Origin of the sequence: Variovorax paradoxus NBRC 15149 (genome assembly GCF_001591365.1) — a bacterium.
Classification (GTDB): Bacteria; Pseudomonadota; Gammaproteobacteria; order Burkholderiales; family Burkholderiaceae_C; genus Variovorax; species Variovorax paradoxus.
In genome coordinates, this window is sequence record NZ_BCUT01000005.1 from 425000 (window position 1) to 443301 (window position 18302).

17 protein-coding genes are annotated in these 18302 nt (G+C 69.6%); 4 read left to right on the forward strand and 13 right to left on the reverse strand.

What is annotated here, in order from left to right; translation table 11 throughout:
* Positions 1 to 11: 11 nt before the first annotated feature.
* The 4 genes from VPA02S_RS22365 (at position 12) to flgL (ending at position 6963) form a co-directional block, all read left to right on the forward strand.
* A complete protein-coding gene (locus VPA02S_RS22365) occupies positions 12 to 2054 on the forward strand; it encodes a methyl-accepting chemotaxis protein (protein WP_062365642.1) in 2043 nt (680 codons plus the stop codon).
* 38 nt (positions 2055 to 2092) lie between these two features.
* Positions 2093 to 3643 (forward strand): methyl-accepting chemotaxis protein, encoded by a 1551-nt coding sequence (locus VPA02S_RS22370; RefSeq protein WP_018906367.1) that lies wholly within the window; start codon positions 2093 to 2095, stop codon positions 3641 to 3643.
* A gap of 109 nt (positions 3644 to 3752) precedes the next feature.
* Positions 3753 to 5711 carry a flagellar hook-associated protein FlgK gene (gene flgK, locus VPA02S_RS22375; RefSeq protein ID WP_062365643.1) on the forward strand — a complete coding sequence of 653 codons (1959 nt, stop codon included), beginning with the start codon at positions 3753 to 3755 and terminating at the stop codon, positions 5709 to 5711.
* A 40-nt stretch (positions 5712 to 5751) separates the two neighbouring features.
* Positions 5752 to 6963 carry a flagellar hook-associated protein FlgL gene (flgL, locus tag VPA02S_RS22380; protein ID WP_062365644.1) on the forward strand — a complete coding sequence of 404 codons (1212 nt, stop codon included), beginning with the start codon at positions 5752 to 5754 and terminating at the stop codon, positions 6961 to 6963.
* Positions 6964 to 6982: 19 nt separating this feature from the next.
* Here flgL and fliR read toward each other — a convergent pair whose 3' ends face one another.
* From fliR to fliF, 13 genes are all read right to left on the reverse strand, one after another.
* On the reverse strand, positions 6983 to 7777 hold the full coding sequence (gene fliR / locus VPA02S_RS22385; protein ID WP_062365645.1) for a flagellar biosynthetic protein FliR: 795 nt from the start codon (positions 7775 to 7777) through the stop codon (positions 6983 to 6985).
* A 12-nt stretch (positions 7778 to 7789) separates the two neighbouring features.
* Positions 7790 to 8059 carry a flagellar biosynthesis protein FliQ gene (gene fliQ / locus VPA02S_RS22390; RefSeq protein WP_015866953.1) on the reverse strand — a complete coding sequence of 90 codons (270 nt, stop codon included), beginning with the start codon at positions 8057 to 8059 and terminating at the stop codon, positions 7790 to 7792.
* A gap of 9 nt (positions 8060 to 8068) precedes the next feature.
* Complete coding sequence (fliP, locus tag VPA02S_RS22395) at positions 8069 to 8830, reverse strand: flagellar type III secretion system pore protein FliP (protein ID WP_062365646.1); 762 nt, start codon at positions 8828 to 8830, stop codon at positions 8069 to 8071.
* Entirely contained in the window at positions 8827 to 9312 is a 486-nt protein-coding gene (fliO, locus tag VPA02S_RS22400) for a flagellar biosynthetic protein FliO (RefSeq protein ID WP_062365647.1), read from the reverse strand. The genes fliP and fliO overlap by 4 nt, the downstream gene beginning before the upstream one ends.
* Positions 9309 to 9776 carry a flagellar motor switch protein FliN gene (fliN, locus tag VPA02S_RS22405; RefSeq protein ID WP_062365648.1) on the reverse strand — a complete coding sequence of 156 codons (468 nt, stop codon included), beginning with the start codon at positions 9774 to 9776 and terminating at the stop codon, positions 9309 to 9311. Before fliN ends, fliO begins: the two co-directional genes overlap by 4 nt.
* Positions 9769 to 10770, reverse strand: coding sequence for a flagellar motor switch protein FliM (gene fliM, locus VPA02S_RS22410; protein WP_015866949.1), 1002 nt, complete (start codon positions 10768 to 10770; stop codon positions 9769 to 9771). Before fliM ends, fliN begins: the two co-directional genes overlap by 8 nt.
* Positions 10771 to 10791: 21 nt before the next feature.
* On the reverse strand, positions 10792 to 11289 hold the full coding sequence (gene fliL, locus VPA02S_RS22415; protein WP_015866948.1) for a flagellar basal body-associated protein FliL: 498 nt from the start codon (positions 11287 to 11289) through the stop codon (positions 10792 to 10794).
* 107 nt (positions 11290 to 11396) lie between these two features.
* Positions 11397 to 12755 (reverse strand): flagellar hook-length control protein FliK, encoded by a 1359-nt coding sequence (locus VPA02S_RS22420; protein ID WP_062365649.1) that lies wholly within the window; start codon positions 12753 to 12755, stop codon positions 11397 to 11399.
* A gap of 5 nt (positions 12756 to 12760) precedes the next feature.
* Positions 12761 to 13216 carry a flagellar export protein FliJ gene (fliJ, locus tag VPA02S_RS22425; protein ID WP_015866946.1) on the reverse strand — a complete coding sequence of 152 codons (456 nt, stop codon included), beginning with the start codon at positions 13214 to 13216 and terminating at the stop codon, positions 12761 to 12763.
* Between the two features lie 26 nt (positions 13217 to 13242).
* Positions 13243 to 14694, reverse strand: coding sequence for a flagellar protein export ATPase FliI (gene fliI / locus VPA02S_RS22430; protein WP_374987748.1), 1452 nt, complete (start codon positions 14692 to 14694; stop codon positions 13243 to 13245).
* On the reverse strand, positions 14684 to 15394 hold the full coding sequence (gene fliH / locus VPA02S_RS22435) for a flagellar assembly protein FliH (protein ID WP_062365650.1): 711 nt from the start codon (positions 15392 to 15394) through the stop codon (positions 14684 to 14686). The genes fliI and fliH overlap by 11 nt, the downstream gene beginning before the upstream one ends.
* A complete protein-coding gene (gene fliG, locus VPA02S_RS22440; RefSeq protein ID WP_015866943.1) occupies positions 15381 to 16376 on the reverse strand; it encodes a flagellar motor switch protein FliG in 996 nt (331 codons plus the stop codon). Before fliG ends, fliH begins: the two co-directional genes overlap by 14 nt.
* The gene (gene fliF, locus VPA02S_RS22445) at positions 16373 to 18055 is read right to left on the reverse strand and encodes a flagellar basal-body MS-ring/collar protein FliF (RefSeq protein ID WP_062365652.1); all 1683 of its coding nucleotides are present in this window, start codon (positions 18053 to 18055) and stop codon (positions 16373 to 16375) included. Before fliF ends, fliG begins: the two co-directional genes overlap by 4 nt.
* Positions 18056 to 18302: the final 247 nt, after the last annotated feature.

Here is an 18302-nt window from a genome sequence, read left to right on the forward strand (position 1 = left end):
AGAGAACTCTGATGAAAGCCGCAGCCACGGACCCGTCCCAGCCAACGCGCCCCTTCGTCTCGCTGGCGCGCACGCTCACCGTCAGGGCCGCCCTTGCCATTCTTCTGGTGACGGGGCTGCTGCTCGCGGCGTTCTATGCGATCGGCTCCGCGCAGCAGCAGCGCAGCGCCGCGCAATACGCCAATGCCAAGGCCGAAGCGATTGCGCGGTCGCTCGACATCTTCGACCGCACCATGCAGCTGACCGCGGAGAACGCCTACGGCGTCTTCCGGCGCCAGTTCTCGGCCACCTTCGCTGTCGAAGATGCGGCCCAAGGCATCGTGAGCAGCTACGGAACGCAGATCAATGGCGCGAGCACGAGCGAGGTGGATGCCTTCGCGCGGGATTTTCCCGGCGCCAACGCCACGGTGTTCGTGGCGCAGGGCGAAGACTTCCGCCGCATCACGACCTCAGTCAAGAAGGAGAACGGCGAGCGCGCCATCGGAACGCTGCTCGACCGCAAGAGCGCAGCGTATCCGGTGCTGCGCTCGGGCAAGAAATTCATCGGCCGCGTCATGCTGTTCGGGCGCCCCTTCATGACGGTCTACGAGCCGGTGCGCGACGCGGCGGACCATGTGGTCGCCGTGCTCTACATCGGCCTGGACATCTCGCAGCAGCAGGCCTCGTTCGGCGAAGCGGTGGGCCAGAGCCGGATCTTCGACACTGGCGGGCTCTACATCGTCAACCCGGGCGCAGACCCTGCCGCTGCCACGCTCGTGTTCCATCCGTCTGCGGCCGGCAAGAAGCTGTCCGAGGTTGTGCAGGGCGCGGATGCGGCCGGTTGGCTCGCCCGCCTGAAGGGCGAGGACGCCGCGTGGATCGAGGATGCGCCCGCGGTGCTGCAGTCGGCGCAGCCGGGGCAGCGCTATGCGTCCGTGAGCAGGAGCGATGCGACCGGCTGGCTGGTGGTGGCGGAGATGCCCGCCTCGGAAGTGATGGCCGATCTCTACCGCGAGATGCGCCTGCTCGGCGGCGTCATTGCGCTGGCCGCGCTGCTGCTGGGCACGGGGCTGATCGTCTTCATCCGGCGCATGGTGCGGCCGCTTCGCGTACTGAGCGAGCATGTGCAGGCCATCGGCCAAGGGGACCTGTCGCGGCCGCTGTCGTCCGACCGCCGCGACGAGATCGGCGTCATCACGCGGGCCGTCGAGTCGATGCGCGGCGGCCTCGCCAAGGTGGTGGGCGGCGTGCGCCAGGGCACCGATGCGATCGCCACGGCTTCGGGCGAGATCGCCGCGGGCAACCAGGACCTTTCGTCGCGCACCGAGGAGCAGGCCAGCTCGCTGGAGCAGACCGCGGCCTCGATGGAAGAGCTGACCTCCACGGTCAAGCAGAACGCGGACAACGCGCGGCAGGCGAATCAGCTCGCGCTCTCGGCCTCCGAAGTGGCAGTGAAGGGCGGCAATGTGGTGGGGCAGGTGGTGGACACCATGGCCTCGATCAATGCGTCCTCGAAGAAGATCGTCGACATCATTGGCGTGATCGACGGCATCGCGTTCCAGACCAACATCCTGGCTTTGAATGCTGCGGTGGAAGCGGCACGTGCCGGCGAGCAGGGCCGCGGCTTCGCAGTGGTCGCTTCCGAAGTCCGCAACCTGGCCCAGCGCTCAGGCGCAGCCGCCAAGGAAATCAAGGGCCTGATCGACGACTCGGTGGGCAAGGTCGACATGGGCAGCGCCCTCGTGGGCGAAGCCGGCAAGACCATGGCCGAGATCGTGGGCAGCGTGAAACGCGTGACCGACATCATCGGAGAGATCACGGCCGCGAGCCAGGAGCAGAGCACCGGCATCGAGCAGGTGAACCAGGCGATTGCGCAGATGGACCAGGTGACGCAGCAGAACGCGGCGCTGGTCGAAGAAGCCGCGGCCGCGGCGCAGTCGATGCAGGAGCAGGCCGCGAGCCTCGTGCAGGCCGTGAGCGTGTTCAAGCTGGACGGCCCGCCGCGCCAGCCCGCAACCGCCCTGCGCCAAACCAGCCCTGTCCATTACCACGCGCCCGAGGTGGCGCCCATCTGAGGCCGCGCGCCTCCTTCACTCCCATTCGGTATTCAAAGATGAACTTCCTTTCCAACATGCGCATCGGAACGCGCCTGGCCATCGGCTTCGGCCTGGTTCTCGCGCTGACCCTGGTCTCGGCCGCCTTCGCCCTGGTGACCGCCCGAAGCAATGCCGAGGCCACGCGCCAGATGATGCAGAGCCCGCTCGCGAAGGAGCGGCTCATCTCCGACTGGTACGTGCTGACCTACTCGGCCATCGCGCGCACCGCGATGATTGCCCGCACCACCGACGAGACGCTTCCCGTCACCTTTGCCGACGTCATCTCCGACAGCGTCAAGAAGGGCGGCGAGACCATGGCCAAGGTCGAGGCCCTGCTGGTGACCGACGTCGAGAAGTCGACCTTCAAGTCTATCGTCGAGCTGCGGGCCAAGTACCAGGCCGCCAAGGACGCGGTGCAGAAAGCCAAGGCCAGCGGCACTCCGGGCGAAGCGGAGGCGGTTTTCAAGAACATCTTCCAGCCGGCCGCCAAGGCCTATGAAAGCCGGGTGCTCGAACTGCTGGCGCTCGAGCGCAAGGCGATCGACGACATGAGCCATGCGATCGACGCGGCCAACGAGCGAGGCTTCAACCTGCGCATCGTGCTCACGGTGCTCACGCTGGTGATCGGCGCGGCCTGCGCCTTCCTGATCGCGCGCAGCGTCACGCAGCCGCTGGGCCGCGCGGTGAAGGTGGCCGAAACCGTGGCGAGCGGCGACCTGGGCTCGGTCATCGAAGCCGACTCGCGCGACGAGACCGGCCAGCTCATGCAGGCGCTGAAGCACATGAACGAGAGCCTGGCCAGGGTGGTCGGCGAAGTGCGCCAGGGCACCGACACCATCGCGACCGCATCGGGCCAGATCGCGGCGGGCAACCGGGACCTCTCGGCGCGCACCGAGGAGCAAGCCAGTTCGCTCGAGCAGACGGCAGCCTCGATGGAAGAGCTCACGAGCACCGTCAAGCAGAACGCCGACAACGCGCGGCAGGCCAACCAACTCGCGCTCTCGGCCTCCGAGGTCGCGGTGAAGGGCGGGGGCGTGGTGGGGCAGGTGGTCGATACCATGGCTTCGATCAATGCCTCGTCCAAGAAGATCGTCGACATCATCGGCGTGATCGATGGCATCGCGTTCCAGACCAACATCCTCGCGCTCAACGCTGCAGTTGAAGCCGCAAGAGCCGGTGAGCAGGGAAGAGGCTTCGCAGTCGTCGCCTCCGAAGTGCGCAACCTCGCCCAGCGCTCGGGCGCAGCGGCAAAAGAAATCAAGGGCCTGATCGACGACTCGGTGGACAAGGTCGAGGCCGGCAGCCGCCAGGTGGCCGAAGCGGGCCGCACGATGGACGAGATCGTCGACAGCGTCAAGCGCGTGACCGACATCATGGGCGAGATCACGGCGGCCAGCCAGGAACAGAGCACCGGCATCGAGCAGGTGAACCAGGCGATTGCGCAAATGGACCAGGTGACGCAGCAGAACGCGGCGCTGGTGGAAGAAGCGGCGGCTGCGGCGCAGTCGATGCAGGAGCAGGCCGCGAGCCTGGTCGAGTCGGTCAGCGTGTTCCGGCGCGCCGCCTGAAATGTTCCACCGGGCACTTCATTTTCCGCGCCGCCTGCCGATAGACAGGAAGCAGGCATCGCAAGCGATGCCCGGTGCCAACAAGAAAACGTTTTACAGGTAAAGCCTCATGTCGATGTTCCAAACGGGCCTGTCCGGCCTGAGCGTCGCGCGATCCGCGCTCATGACGACGGCCCACAACACGGCCAACGTGTACACCGCCGGCTACAGCCGGCAGACCGCGCTGGTCTCGTCCAACGGCGGCACGACGACCGGTGCGGGGTTCATCGGGAACGGCGCGCGCGTCACTACGGTGCAGCGCAGCTACGACGGCTATCTCACGGCCCAGCTCAACGGCGCCGAGGCCGCGGGCGCGGCGCTCGCGAGCTACGGATCGCAGATCAACCGCATCGACTCGCTGCTGGCCGACAAGACCGCGGGCCTCACACCGCTGATGCAGAGCTTCTTTGCCAGCGTGCAGGGCGTGGCCAACACGCCGGCCGATCCGGCGGCGCGCCAGCAGCTCATCAGCGCGGCGCAGACGCTGGCCAACAAGTTCCGCGCCACCGACCAGTACCTCACGGACCTGAACGGTTCGGTCAACGACCAGATCGAAGGCAGCACCGGGCAGATCAACACCTATGCCAAGCAGATCGCGAGCCTGAACCAGCAGATCAGCCAGCTCAGCGCCATGGCCGGCGGCCAGCCGCCCAACGACCTGATGGACCAGCGCGACCAGCTGGTGAGCGAGCTCGGCAAGATCGTGGGCGTGAAGGTGCTGGAGCAGGACAGCGGCCAGTACAACGTCTTCATCGGCAACGGCCAGACGCTGGTGCTGGGCGACCGGGCCGCGCAGCTGCAGGCGGTGTCGTCCGCCGCCGATCCCACGCGCAAGGCGGTGGCGCTGGTCGGGCTCACCGGCACGGTGTCCGAACTCAACGACGACGTGATTGCTGGCGGATCGCTGGGCGGCCTGCTGGCCTTCCGCGCCGAGACGCTCACCCCCACGCAGAACGCCGTCGGCCGCCTGGCGATGGCGCTGGGCAGCGAGTTCAACGAGCAGCACAAGCTGGGCGTCGACCTGAACGGCGTGCTGGGCACCGACTTCTTCTCGCAAGCTGCGCCGGGCGTGTTTTCCAATGCGCGCAACGGAGGCGACATGGTGCTTGGCGCCAGCGTGGCCGATACCTCGCAGCTCACGACCAGCGACTATTCGGTGCAGGTGAAGGACGTGGCGGGCACGCTCACCTACAGCGTCACGCGGCTGTCGGACAAGCAGCCGATGGGCGACTTCACCAGCTTTCCCGCCAGCTTCGACGGCGTGAGCCTCTCGCCGGCCAGCGGCACCGCGCAGGCGGGCGATTCCTTCCTGGTGCAGCCGACGCGCACCGGCGCGCGCGACATGGACGTGCTGGTGCGCGACACCGCCAAGGTGGCGGCCGCGTCGCCGCTGGCCACGGGCAAGGCGGTGGGCAACAAGGGCACCGGCGCGCTGAGCCCGGCCGTGGTCGACGCGGCCTACCTGGCCACGCCGCTCGCCGGCACGGTCACGCTCGCCTACGACGCCGCGGCCAACACGCTGTCGGGCTTTCCGGCGACCTCCGCCGTGACGGTGACGCTGGCCGACGGCACATCGACCAGCTATGCCGCCGGCACGGCCGTGCCCTACACCGCGGGCGCTTCCATCCGCTTCGACGGCATCGAGGTCAAGCTCAGCGGCGCGCCCGCCGAGGGCGACACCTTCACCATCGGCAAGAACGCGGGCGGCGTGTCCGACGGCAGCAACGCGCTGCGTCTTGGCGCGCTGCAGCGCAAGACCGCGATGGACGGCGGCACCTCCACCTTCAACGGCGCCTTCGCCAAGCTGGTGAGCGAGGTGGGCAACCGCGCCATGGAAATCCGCGTGGCCTCGGCCACGCAGGAAGGCGTGACGAGCCAGATCCGCGCGAGCCGCGATTCGATCTCGGGCGTGAACCAGGACGAGGAAACCGCCAACCTGCTGATGTACCAGCAGATGTACCAGGCCAATGCCAAGGTGATCCAGACCGCGTCGACCATGTTCGACGCGATCCTGGGCATCCGCGGCTGAGCCGGCCGCATTTTTCCAAAGAAGATCTTCAGGAGCCGCGATGCGCATCAGCACCCAATCCTTCTACGCCCAGAGCATGAGCTCGCTGGGTTCGCAGCAGCAGCAGCTGTTCCGCATCCAGCAGCAGCTCGCTGCGGGCACCAAGTTCCTGACGGCTGCCGACGATCCGGTGGCCGCCGCGCGCGCGCTGGGCGTGAGCCAGTCGATGGCGGAGTCGGCGCAGTACGCCACCAGCCGCAGCCGCGCGATGCTCTCGCTCTCGCAGGAAGAGACCGCGCTGAAGTCGGCCACCTCGATCATGCAGAACATGAAGACGCTCGCGGTGCAGGCGGGCAACGGCACGCTGTCGGATGCCGACCGCGCCTCGCTGGCCACCACGCTGCAGGGCAACCTGGACCAGCTCGTGAACGTGGCCAATGCCGACGACGGCAACGGCCAGTTCCTGTTCGCCGGCTTCAAGAGCGGGAGCCAGCCCTTCGTGGCCGGCGCCGCCGGCGGCATCCAGTACATGGGCGACCAGGGCCAGCGGCTGATGCAGGTCGACGTGTCGCGCCAGATGTCCACCACGGACGACGGGCGCAGCGTGTTCCAGTCGGTGCAGGGCGGCGCGGGCTACGTGAGCTCGGCGGGCGCGGCCAACACCGGCTCCGGCGTCTTCGGCGCCGTGGGCGTGACCGACGCGGGCGCGGCCAACTACGGCAAGGACTTCGTCATCAGCTTCAGCGGCGGCAACTACACGGTGGCCACGCAGGAGACGCCGCCCGTGGTGGCCGCATCGGGCGCCTATGTGCCGGGCGCCGCCATCTCGTTCGGCGGCCTGCAGATCACCATGAGCGGCGCGCCGGCCGATGGCGACACCTTCCAGGTGGCCACCGCGCGCAATGCGGGCACCGACGTGTTCGCCGCCATCGGCGAACTGGTCACCGCGCTCAGGCAGCCGCTCGCCGGCAATGGCGATTCGGCGAAGGCCGACCTGCTCAACGCGCTCAGCACCTTCAATGTCAAGATCACCAACGCGCACGACAACGTGCTCACCGTGATGTCGTCGATCGGCTCGCGCATGAACGAGATCGACGCGCTCGACACCAGCGGTGCCTCGCGCGGCCTGACCGACAAGGCCTACCTCTCGGAACTGGTGGACCTGGACCCGGCCAGCGCCATCTCGGAATTCCTGCAGCGCCAGACCTCGCTCCAGGCCACCCAGCAGACCTTCGCGCGGCTGCACAGCATCGCGCTGTTCAACTACCTGTGAATGGGAAGGGGCGTGCGGCTCAGGGCCGCAGCGCCTGCATCAGCTGCGGCAGCGAAGACAGCGCGGCGGCAAAGCGCGGCTCCAGGAAGGCGCCGAGCTGCGGCATCAGCAGCTGCAGCATGCCGATGCCCGCCAGCAGCGTGAGCGGAAAGCCCACCGCAAAGATGCTGAACTGCGGCGATGCGCGGTTCAGGATGCCCATCGCAAGGTTGAGCGTGAGCAGTGCGGTCACCAGCGGCAGCGCCAGCATCAGCCCGTTGGCAAAGATGCGGCCGCCGCCGGACACCAGCAGCGTCCAGCCCTGCGCCGCCAGCGGTGCATCGGCAATGGGCAGCGTGTGGAAGCTGTCGGCCAGCGCGGCCAGCATCAGCAGGTGGCCGTCCACCGCCAGGAAAAGAAGAATGGCCAGCATGTGCATGAGGCGCGCGACCACCATGGTGGCGCCGCCGGCCATCGGGTCGAAGAAGGACGCGAACGACAGGCCCATCTGCAGGCCGATGTACTCGCCCGCGGCCAGCACGGCCGCGAACACCATGCGCATCGTGAAACCGATCGCGCCGCCGATGAGCACCTGCTGCACGATGATCCACACGCCGCCCGCGGAGACCACCGGCACCGCGGGCATCGGCCCGAGCGTGGGCGCAAGGGCCACCGCCAGCAGCGCGGCAATGGCCACCTTGGTCTGGCGCGCGACGCCGGGCTCGCCGAACACCGGCGCGGTGCTCACCAGCGCCAGCATGCGGACGAAGGGCCACAGGAAGGCCGTCAGCCAGGCGGTCAGCTCCGCCGAGGTGACGGAGAAGATGGCGGGCATGTCGGCGCGCGCTCAGGCGACCAGCTGCGGGATGCTCGAGAACAGCGTGCGGATGTAGTCGAGCATCTGCGCCAGCATCCAGGGGCCGGCCAGCACCAGCACCGCGAACACCGCCAGCAGCTTGGGAATGAAGGACAGCGTGGCTTCGTTGATCTGCGTGGCGGCCTGGAAGATGCTGATGACCAGGCCCACGACCAGCGCCACCAGCAGCATCGGCGCGCCCAGCAGCAGCGAGACGTGGATGGCCTGGCTGCCCAGGGACATGACGGATTCGGGAGTCATTGCGCGCCTCTAAAGATAAAAGCTCTGGGCCAGTGCGCCGATCAGCAGCTGCCAGCCATCGGCCATGACGAACAGCATCAGCTTGAAGGGCAGCGCGATGGAGGCGGGCGGCACCATCATCATGCCCATCGACATCAGCACGCTGGCCACCACCAGGTCGATGATGAGGAACGGAATGAAGATGGTGAAGCCGATCTGGAACGCGGTCTTCAGCTCGCTGATCACGAACGAAGGCAGCAGGATGCGCAGCGGCACTTCTTCCGGGCCCTGCATGTCGGGGATCTTCGCGAGCCTGGCGAACAGGGCCAGGTCGTTCTCGCGCGTCTGCTTCAGCATGAAGGACTTGAAGGGCGCAATGCCTTTCTCGAGCGCCTTCTCGGCCGTGATCTTGTTCTCGGAAAAGGGCTTGTAGGCCTCGTCGTGGACCTTGTCGAACACCGGCGCCATCACGAAGAAGGTCAGGAACAGCGACAGGCCCACCAGGATCTGGTTGGGCGGCGACGACTGCGTGCCGATGGCCGTGCGCAGCAGGCCCAGCACGATGAGGATGCGCGTGAAGCTTGTCATGCTCAGCAGCAGCGCCGGCAGGAAGCTGAGCGAGGTCAGCATCACCAGCGTCTGCACGCTGAGCGACCAGGTCTGGCTGCCGCCCGGCCCGGGCGTGTTGGTGAGGCCGGGCAGGCCCTGAGCCGACGCCGCCGTCGGCAGCGCGAGGGCGAGCAGCATCAGCGCGAAGCCGGCAAGGCTTCGTTGGCGGACGGTGCGCATCATGGATGGGGCCGCTGAAGGCCGAGCGAGTCGCGCAGCTTCTGGGCGAACAGGCCCGCCGCGCCGGCCAGGCGGGCATCAGGCATGGCACTGGCCGGCGGCGCCGCGGGCAGAACCTGTGCCGGCAGCGAATGCAGTGCGTTGACGCGGCCGGCCGCAACGCCCAGCACCAGCCAGGTGCCGCCGACCTCGACCACGACCACGCGCTCGCGCTGGCCGACCATGGTGCTGGAGACCACCTTCACCGATTGGCCGCCGCCCAGGCGCTGCAGGCCGAAGCGGCGCGCGGCCCAGGCGCACAGGAAGATCAGGCCCAGCACCGTGAACATGCCGAAGCCGGCCTGCAGCAGGCTGGAGGCGCCCACGGCCGGCGCGGCGGCCTCCACGGGCGAGGGCACGGTCGGCAGCGCAGCGTGGGCGGCAACGCAGGCCGCGGCCGCGAACGAAGCCGCGGCCTGCCGCAGCCGGCGGGCGAAGAGGCTCATGACCGGCCGAGCTTCTGCATGCGCTCGGAGGGCGTGACGATGTCGGTCAGGCGGATGCCGTACTTCTCGTTGACCACCACCACTTCGCCCTGCGCGATCAGGTAGCCGTTGATCAGCACGTCCAGCGGCTGGCCGGCCAGGCCGTCGAGCTCGACCACCGAGCCCTGCGAAAGTTGCAGCAGGCTCTTGATGGTGATGCGGGTGCGGCCGAGCTCGGCCGTGAGCTGCACCGGCACGTCGAGGATGCGCTCCACGTCCACCGGCGAGCCGGCGCCGGTCGCCATGGCCTGCAGCGGCTGGAACACGCGGCTGCCCGCGGGAGCGGCAGCCGGTGCGGGAGCGGGAGCGATCGCCGGCGGGGCGGCGGGGGCGAAGGCGGGCGTGGGCGCGGAGGCCGCGGTCTGCTCGGCCAGCGCGCTGGCCCAGTCGTCCGCATCGCTGGTGGATGGGGTGTTGTCAGTCATGGTCGTTCTTCGGATCGCTGTCTTGGTGGGAGATCATCTGCAGCACGCGCAGGGCATAGCGCTCGTTCGACACCCCGTAGCCGCATTCCATGACCGGAATGCCGTCCACGCGCGCGGTGATCGACGTCGGAAGCTCGATGGGCAGCACGTCGCCCACCTGCAGCTTGAGCACCTCGCCAATGGTCGAGGGCAGCGTGATGAATTCGGCGCTGAGCTCCACGTCGGCGCTCTGCATCTGCTGGGACATCTGGCGCACCCAGCGCTTGTCGACCTCGATCTCGTCCTGCACCGGGTTGGACAGCAGGTCGCGGATCGGCTCGATCATCGAATAGGGAATGCACACGTGCAGGAAGCCGCCCACCGGGCCGAACTCGATCTGCAGCGTGGTGTTGATCACCACCTCGTTGGGCGCGACGATGTTGGCGAGCTTGCCGTGCATCTCGGCGCGCACGTAGTCGAAGCTCAGCGGGAACACCGGCTGCCAGGCGTCGGCATAGCACTGCAGCGTGAGGTTCAGCAGCCGCTTGATGATGCGCTGCTCGGTGCGCGTGAAGTCGCGCCCCTCGACGCGCACGTGGTAGCGCCCGTCGCTGCCGAACAGGTTGTCGACCACCAGGAACACCAGCTTCGGATCGAACACGAACAGCGCCGTGCCGCGCAGCGGCTTCATGTGCAGCATGTTGATGTTGGCCGGCACCGGCAGGTGGCGCACGAACTCGCCGTACTGCTGGATGTGTACCGGCCCGACCGAGATGTCGGGGCTGCGGCGCATGAAGTTCAGCAGCGAGCTGCGCAGGTGGCGGGCAAAGCGCTCGTTGATGACTTCGAGCGTGTGCATGCGGCTGCGCACCACGCGGTCGGGCGCACCCAGGTCGTACACCGGCAGGCCGTCCGCGCGGGCGGCGGCGCCGTCGCTCTGCTCGGGCGCGCCGCCGGTGACGCCCTGCAGCAGCGCGTCGACCTCGTCCTGGGAGAGCACTTGTTCATAGGCCATGGATCGGCGGTCCGGAAAGGGTTACTGCACCACGAAGGTGTTGAAGGACACGCTGGCGATCTCCTGCGGCGGCAGGCCCGCGCCCAGCGGGCGGCTCAGCTCGACGCGGATCTCCTCGGCCAGGCGGGCCTTGTCGGCGGTCGTCACCAGCGACTCGGGCGGGCGGTTCGACAGCAGCAGCAGCACCCGGCTGCGGATCTCGGGCATGAATTCGACGATGCGCGCCTTGGCCTGTTCGTCGTGCACCTTGAGGGCCACGCCCACGTGCAGGAAGCGGCCGCGGCCTTCGGACTGCACGTTGACGGTGAGCGGCTCCAGCGTCACGAAGATCGGCTTCTCCGGCACCGGCGCAGCGGCTGCGGCGGGCTCGGCCGGTGCGCGCTGGCGCAGCAGGAAATAGCCGCCGGCAGCGGCCAGCGCGCCAACCAGCGCGACGATCAGGAGCACGATCCACAGCTTCGATGGACGTGCGGGGGAAGGGGGAACGGGGGCGAGTGCGACAGGAGGACTGGTAGCCATAAGGGTGCTGCGAAGCGAATCGGTTTCGGACTATTCTTTGCCAGGTGGCTGGCAGGCGAAGGGCTGATCAAGCGCGGGAAAAGGCCTCAGATCCCGCGTTCACCGTCTCATGCGAAGGTGTCGACGCCGGCACTGGGCCTGCGAAGCGTTGCGGGCGCCGGCATGCTGCGCAGCGGCTCGGTGGCGGCGATGGCTTGCGCGCGGCTGGCGCCCGGGTAGTCGGCCTGCCGCGGCGATCCCTGCTGCTGGGGCGGCTGGCCGAAGGCGCCGCCCTGTCCGGCCGAGGGATGCGATTGCGAGCCGACCGAGGCCTGGCCCAGGCTGATGCCGTGGTCGGCAAGGCTGGTGCGCAATTGCGGCAAGGCCACTTCCAGCGCCTTGCGCACGCTTTCGTGGGCCGAGGCGAACATCGCCTGCGCCTGGTTGTCGCCCATGGTGAGCGTGACCTTGAGCGGGCCGAGGCCGGCCGGGTTGAGGTTCAGTTCGGCCACCTGGTAGCCCGCCGCGGTCATGCGCAGCACCTGGTGGCCGATGGCCTTGCCCCAGGCGGCCGAGCCGACGGACGGCTCCACGCTGAGGATGGGCGTGTGCGGCGAAGCCGGCGGCACGTTTGTGCGCGCAGCCGCGGCCGCGGCCGGCGTGAACGGCATCGAGGCGGGTACGCTGGTGGAAGCGGGCGCCGCGTCGGAGGCGGCGGCCAGGTCGGCGGTCTTGTCGGCGGAGATCATGGCGGTGGCCGGTGCCGGGTCGGTGTCGGCATCGGCGGAGAGGGAGGCGGTGGAGGCGCCACGGGGGTCGGTGGCTGCTGCTGCGGAAGCCGCGGCGGTGGTGGCGGCGGCGTCGGGCGCTGCAGCATCGGCAGCCGGGATCGCGGCTGGGGCCGTGCCCGCGGCGGCCGGCGGCGGCACAGCGGCTGCGGCCTGCATGGCGGCGCGTGCCTCCGCCGGCTGCGCGGTGTCCGGGGCCGTGGCCTGCTGCGCACCGTCTGCCGGCTTCGCCTGCGCGGTGCTTTCGCCTTCGGCATCCGCCGCGACGGCCGGCTTGCCTGCCCCAGCGTGCGCGGTATCACCAGCCAGCGTGTCGGCCGGCGCATCGCCCGGCACCACGGCCTGGACGCCATCGGGCACCGAGGCGGCCGTGGACGCACCGGCTGCAAGTGCAGCAGTAGCGGCAGCTGGCGGCGCCACCAGCGGCGCAAAAAAAGACATCGGCAGCAACTCGGCGGGAAGCTCGTCCTTGCGATCGCCGGCGCGCGAGGCCTTTCGGCGGTGCGTGGTTGCCAGTGCGGACGATTCGGCCTCTTCGGGCGCCTGCGCTGCGCCTGCGTTGCGCGAGCGGGCCAGCGCCGCGTCGAAGCTGCGGCCGCCGGGTTCCTCGGCGTTGCGGCCGCGTGCACCGGCGGCGGTGGAAGAAGCCGCGGAGGCAGCCGCGTTCGGGCTGAAGGAAGGGGCGATGGGGGAAGGCATGTGCGTCAGGGTGTCGGTTGGGAGGCGCGGTCGAAGAACTTGCGTGCCGTGCGCTCGTCGCTGTCGCGCTGCTCGCGCCGCGCGCCGACCACGAGTTCCTGCCGCCGTGCGCGTTCGGCCAGCGCGTCGAAGGAGTTCAGGCGCCGCTTGTGCTGCTGCCATTCGCTGCGGCCATGGTCGAGCCGGCTGGCCGCCTGTGCGGCGATGGCCTGCTGCTGCTGGATGGCGCCGTCGAGCGTGCCGAGGAAGTTGCGGTAGTTGTGCCACTGGGCCGAGGGCAGGCCGTTCTCCATCAGCACCTGCAGCTGGTCGCTGTAGTCCTGGCGGTACTGCAGCAGCAGCTCCAGCTTCTGGTGGGCGCTGACCTGCGCGTTCTGCAGCAGGCCGAGCTGGCGCGCCGCATCGTCGGTCCGTGTGCGGGCGAGGTCGGTGAGCGTGTCGAGCGGAAGCTTGTGCGGCATGGCAACTCCTGTGGAAGGGAAATGGATCAGGCGGATTCGAAGAGGCTGCCCATGCGCTCGATCGAGGCGGCGTAGTCGCAGCGCTCGTGCATCGATTGCTGCAGGAAGGCCTCGATGCGCGGATAGAGCGCAATGGCCTGGTCGAGCTGCGGGTCGTGGCCGGCCGCATAGGCGCCGACGCTGATCAGGTCGCGGTTGCGCTGGTAGCGCGAGAGCGCTTGCTTGAAGCGGCGCACGGTGTCGAACTGCGAGGGCTCGATCAGCGCCGTCATCGCGCGGCTGATGGAGGCCTCGATGTCGATCGCCGGGTAGTGGCCGGCCTCGGCCAGCGTGCGCGACAGCACCACGTGGCCGTCGAGGATGGCGCGGGCCGAATCGGCGATCGGGTCCTGCTGGTCGTCCCCTTCGGACAGCACGGTGTAGAAGGCCGTGATCGAGCCGCCGCGGCCGTTGGCGTCGCGCGCGCCGTTGCCGGCGCGCTCCACCAGCGCGGGCAGCTTGGCGAACACCGAAGGCGGGTAGCCCTTGGTGGCGGGCGGCTCGCCCACGGCCAGCGCGATCTCGCGCTGCGCCATCGCATAGCGCGTGAGCGAATCCATGATCAGCAGCACGTCGCGGCCCTGGTCGCGGAAGTACTCGGCCAGGCAGGTGGCATAGGCCGCACCTTGCAGCCGCAGCAGCGGCGAGTTGTCGGCCGGCGCGGCCACCACCACCGAGCGCGCCAGGCCTTCCTCGCCCAGCGTGTTCTCGATGAAGTCCTTGACCTCGCGGCCGCGTTCGCCGATGAGGCCGACCACGATCACCTCGGCGCTGGTGTAGCGCGCCATCATGCCCAGCAGCACGCTCTTGCCGACGCCCGAGCCCGCGAACAGGCCCATGCGCTGGCCGCGGCCCACCGTGAGCATGGCGTTGATGGCGCGCACGCCCACGTCGAGCACCGAATCGATCGGCGCACGCGCCAGCGGATTGATCGGCGGCGCGCCCAGCGGCACCCTGCGGCTCACGTCGAGCGGGCCGAGCCCGTCGAGCGGCCGTCCGGCGGCATCGACCACGCGGCCGAGCATGCCTTCGCCCACCGGCAGCCGCTTGGTGTGGGCATCGCCGGAAGCGCCGCCCGCAAACTGCGCAGGACCGGGCCGCGCAAACACGCGCGCACCCGGCAGCAGGCCGGCCACTTCGCTTTGCGGCATCAGGAACAGGCGGTCGCCGGCAAAGCCGACCACTTCGGCCTCGGCATGGCGCTGCGGATAGCCGGGCGGCAATTCGATCAGGCAGTCGCTGCCGACCGGCAGCTGCAGGCCCACGGCCTCCAGCACCAGGCCGACGGCGCGCGTCAGGCGGCCCGAGGTCGCGATGGTTGCGCACAGGCCGACCTCGCCGCGGGCCTGCGCGAGCGTGCCGAGCCAGGACTTGAGGTGCGGGTTGATGGCGCCGGGCGCGGCGGTGTTTGCAGTGGCTTGCATGGCTTCAGGCTCCATCGGGTTCGGCATCGCGCGAGAAGGCACCGGCCACGCGCTTCCAGCGGGATTCCAGGCTGGCATCCATCTCGCCGCTCGCGGAACGCACGCGGCAGCCGCCCCGGGCCAGGGTGTCGTCGGCGCGCAGCTGCCAGCCGGCGGCCTGCAGTTCGCCGCCGAGGCTGTTCTTCACCAGCGCCAGGTCTTCGGGGTGCAGCAGCAGGCGCGGTTCGCCCTGCAGCGCGGGTTCGGTGTGCAGCAGGTCCTGCACCAGCGCCAGCACCCATTCGGGTTCGACGCGCAGGGTGCGGTGGATCACCTGGCGCGCGACGTCGAGCGCGAGCGCCAGGATGGCATCGGCCAGCTCGCTTTCCGCGCTGCGCAATGCGGCCGGCAGCGAGGCGGCCAGTGCGCGCAATTGCTCGGCATGCGCGCTGGCCGCGGCCAGGCCGGCCGCCAGGCCTTCGGCGCGCCCTTCGGCATGGCCTTGCGCCCAGCCCTCGCGGCGGCCTTCGGCCTCGCCGGTGGCGCGCGCTTCCCGCCGCAGGCGTTCGAGCTCGGCCTCGCGTGCCAGCGCGGCCGGGTCCACGCGCGGCGCAGCGGGCACCTCGATGCTGGCGCTGCGCGCCGCGAGCGCATCCGCGTCGATCGCGCCCATCTCCCAGCGCTGCCAGGCAGACAGGCGCGGACGCGCGGCGAAGGAAGCGTCAGACGAAATCATCGGTTCCAGGCGCGGCTACGACGATCTCGCCGGCATCGGCCAGGCGGCGCACGACCTGCAGGATCGCCTTCTGCTCGGTCTCGACCTGCGACACGCGCACCGGCCCGCGCAGCTCGATGTCCTCGCGCAGCGTCTCGGCCGCGCGCTGCGACATGTTCTTGAGGAACTTCTCGCGCAACTCGGGCGCCGAGCCCTTGAGCGCGACGATGAGCGAATCGGACTCGATGTCCTTGAGCAGGCGCTGGATGTAGCGGTCCTCCAGGTCGAGCAGGTTCTCGAACACGAACATCTCCTCGACGATGCGCTGGGCCAGCGCCTCGTCGTGGGCGCGCACGTGGGCAATGGCCTCTTCCTCCTGCGCGCTGTTCATCAGGTTGACGATCTCGGCCGCGGTGCGCGCGCCACCCAGGCGGCTGCGCTTGAGGCCTTCGCCCGAGAGCATCTCGGTGAGCACGTCGGTCAGCTCGGCCAGCGCGGCCGGCTGCACGCCGCCGAAAGTGGCCACGCGCAGGATCACGTCGTGGCGCAGGCGCTCGGGCAATCTTTCGAGCACCTCGGAGGCCTTCTTGCGGTCCAGGTGGACCAGCAGCGTGGCCAGGATCTGCGGATGCTCGTCGCGCACCAGCTCCACCACCTCGCCGGCTTCCAGGTCGTTGAGCCGCTCGATGCCGCCGTGCGGCTCGTCGGGCTGCAGGATGTCCTCGAGCAGGTTGCTCGCGCGGTCGTCGCCCAGCGCCTTGCGCAGCACGGCGCGGATGTAGCTGCCCGAGCCCAGGTGCAGCGCGGACAGCTGCTCGGTCTCCATGCGGAACTCGGCCAGCACGGCCGCGAGCTCGTCCTTGGAGACCTGGCTCAGCCGCGCCATGGCCACGCCCAGTGCCTGCACCTCGGTGGCGGGCAGGTGGTGCAGCGTGGCCGCGGCGCGGTCTTCGCCCAACGACATCAGCAAGATTGCGCTCTTCCGGGTGCCTGCGTCGCTCATGAATTCATCCAATGCTTGATCAGCGTGGCGACCAGGCGCGGGTCCTGGTCGGCGGTCTGGTGCGCGTAGTCGAGGTCGGCCTTCTGGCGCTCGATCTCGCGCAGCCGCGCGTTGTTCTGCGCGGCCGTTCCGTCGTCGTCGGCCGTGCCAGGGGCGGCCGGCGCCGCTTCGGGCACCGCGGCGGCGGGCGGCGCGAGGTGCTTGCGCAGCAGCGGCCGCAGCACCGCGAACCAGGCGAACAGCGCGAGGCCGGCCATCAGCAGGTACTGCGCGACGCTCATGGCGAGTCCGAGGTTGGCGGGGTCGCGCCAGAACGGCAGCGCGGGCCCGGCTTCTGCGTCGCCGCCTTCGCGGGCGAAGGCGCTGTTGACCACGTTGAGCGAGTCGCCGCGCTCCTGGCTGAAGCCCATCGCTTCCTTGACCAGGTTGCGGATCTGCTCGATCTCGGCCGGCGTGAGCGCGCGCTGGCCCGGCTTGCCGGCGCTGTCCGCGGTGTCGCGGTGGTTCACCACCACGGCCACCGACAGCCGCCTCACGCCGCCCGCGCCCTGCTGCACATGGCGGATCGAACGGTCGAGCTCGTAGTTGGTCGTCACGTCCTTGCGCGAGCTGCCCGGTGCCGTGCCGGCTGCCGTGGCGGTTGCCGCGGCCTTCGGCGCAGCTGCCGCGGCGTTCGGCGGCGCGGTGATGGGCGCGCTCGGGGTCTGCGGCGGCTGGTTCGACAGCGCGCCCGGCACGCCGCCCGGCGGTGTGGCGCCCTGCTGCGTCGACTCGCTCGACTGCTGGCTGCGGATGGCCGCGGCGCGCGGGTCCTGATTCGGCTTGTAGCTTTCCTCGGTGCGCTCGACCACGGAAAAGTCGATTTCGGCCGCCACCTGCGCGCGCACGTTGCTCGCGCCCACGAGGGGCTGCAGGATCGCCTCGATGCGGCGGATGTAGCCCTGCTCGATTTCCTGCGCGTACTTGAGCTGGCTCACGTCCAGCCCGCGCGCGCCGGCATTGGCGGCCGACAGCAGGTTGCCGCGCTGGTCGACCACGGTCACGCTCTTGGCGTCCAGGTCGGGCACGCTGCTGGAGACCATGTGCACGATGGCGCTGACCTGGCCCTCGTCGATGCTGCGGCCGCGGTGCAGCGTCAGGATCACCGAGGCCGAGGGCTTCTTCTGGTCGCGCACGAAGAGCGAAGGCTTGGGCAGCGCCAGGTGGATGCGCGCCGATTCCACCGAGCCGATCGATTCGACCGAGCGCGCCAGCTCGCCTTCGAGCCCGCGCTGGTAGTTGACCTGTTCGGCGAAGTTGCTGGTGCCGAACTTCTGGTTGTCCATCAGCTCGAAGCCGACCCCGCCGCCCTTGGGCAGGCCCTGCGACGCGAGCTTCAGGCGCACTTCGGGCACCCTGTCGCGCGCCACCAGGATCGCGCCGCCGCCTTCGGCGAACTTGTAGGGCACGTTCATCTGCTGCAGCGACGCGATGATGGCGCCGCCGTCGCGGTCCGTCACGTTGGTGTAGAGCACGCCGTAGTCGGGCGCGCGGCTCCACAGCAGGAACGCCGCGGCGGCCGCGGCAATGGCGGCCGCGCCGACGATCAGCGGCAGCTTCGGCTGGATGCGCAGGCGCTCGGCAAGGCCGGAGGCGGGCGAGGGCGCCGGGCCGGTGCCCGCGGGGGCCGCCGAACTCATTGCGCAGGCTCCGCCGCGGCCAGGTGCACGGGGCGGCGCGGGATCATGTCGAGGGGCTGGAGGCTTCGATGTTCTGGGGTCATGCCGAGGGGGCCGTGGTGTCGTCAGCGAGCTATGGGTTCGGCGTTGATTCTCAGCAGCCGGGCCATATTCGATTGGTCGAACAACTGCGGGTTTTGCCGTCAGTTGGGCGCATGTCGCCGGGGCTTCGCCTGCTACGCTGAAAACACGCGGGAAGGCCCTGGGC

Excerpts from the sequence above, each read along its gene's own strand:
- fliR (WP_062365645.1), bottom strand. The coding sequence starts at position 7,777 with ATGCCCGCCATCTTCTCCGTCACCTCGGCGGAGCTGACCGCCTGGCTG.
- fliG (WP_015866943.1), bottom strand. The coding sequence starts at position 16,376 with ATGAGCGACGCAGGCACCCGGAAGAGCGCAATCTTGCTGATGTCGTTG.
- fliO (WP_062365647.1), bottom strand. The coding sequence starts at position 9,312 with ATGAGCCTCTTCGCCCGCCGGCTGCGGCAGGCCGCGGCTTCGTTCGCG.
- fliJ (WP_015866946.1), bottom strand. The coding sequence starts at position 13,216 with ATGCCGCACAAGCTTCCGCTCGACACGCTCACCGACCTCGCCCGCACA.
- VPA02S_RS22370 (WP_018906367.1), top strand. The coding sequence starts at position 2,093 with ATGAACTTCCTTTCCAACATGCGCATCGGAACGCGCCTGGCCATCGGC.
- fliN (WP_062365648.1), bottom strand. The coding sequence starts at position 9,776 with ATGACTGACAACACCCCATCCACCAGCGATGCGGACGACTGGGCCAGC.
- fliP (WP_062365646.1), bottom strand. The coding sequence starts at position 8,830 with ATGATGCGCACCGTCCGCCAACGAAGCCTTGCCGGCTTCGCGCTGATG.
- fliQ (WP_015866953.1), bottom strand. The coding sequence starts at position 8,059 with ATGACTCCCGAATCCGTCATGTCCCTGGGCAGCCAGGCCATCCACGTC.
- fliL (WP_015866948.1), bottom strand. The coding sequence starts at position 11,289 with ATGGCTACCAGTCCTCCTGTCGCACTCGCCCCCGTTCCCCCTTCCCCC.
- VPA02S_RS22365 (WP_062365642.1), top strand. The coding sequence starts at position 12 with ATGAAAGCCGCAGCCACGGACCCGTCCCAGCCAACGCGCCCCTTCGTC.
- flgL (WP_062365644.1), top strand. The coding sequence starts at position 5,752 with ATGCGCATCAGCACCCAATCCTTCTACGCCCAGAGCATGAGCTCGCTG.
- fliM (WP_015866949.1), bottom strand. The coding sequence starts at position 10,770 with ATGGCCTATGAACAAGTGCTCTCCCAGGACGAGGTCGACGCGCTGCTG.
- fliH (WP_062365650.1), bottom strand. The coding sequence starts at position 15,394 with ATGATTTCGTCTGACGCTTCCTTCGCCGCGCGTCCGCGCCTGTCTGCC.
- VPA02S_RS22420 (WP_062365649.1), bottom strand. The coding sequence starts at position 12,755 with ATGCCTTCCCCCATCGCCCCTTCCTTCAGCCCGAACGCGGCTGCCTCC.
- fliF (WP_062365652.1), bottom strand. The coding sequence starts at position 18,055 with ATGAGTTCGGCGGCCCCCGCGGGCACCGGCCCGGCGCCCTCGCCCGCC.
- flgK (WP_062365643.1), top strand. The coding sequence starts at position 3,753 with ATGTCGATGTTCCAAACGGGCCTGTCCGGCCTGAGCGTCGCGCGATCC.
- fliI (WP_374987748.1), bottom strand. The coding sequence starts at position 14,694 with ATGGAGCCTGAAGCCATGCAAGCCACTGCAAACACCGCCGCGCCCGGC.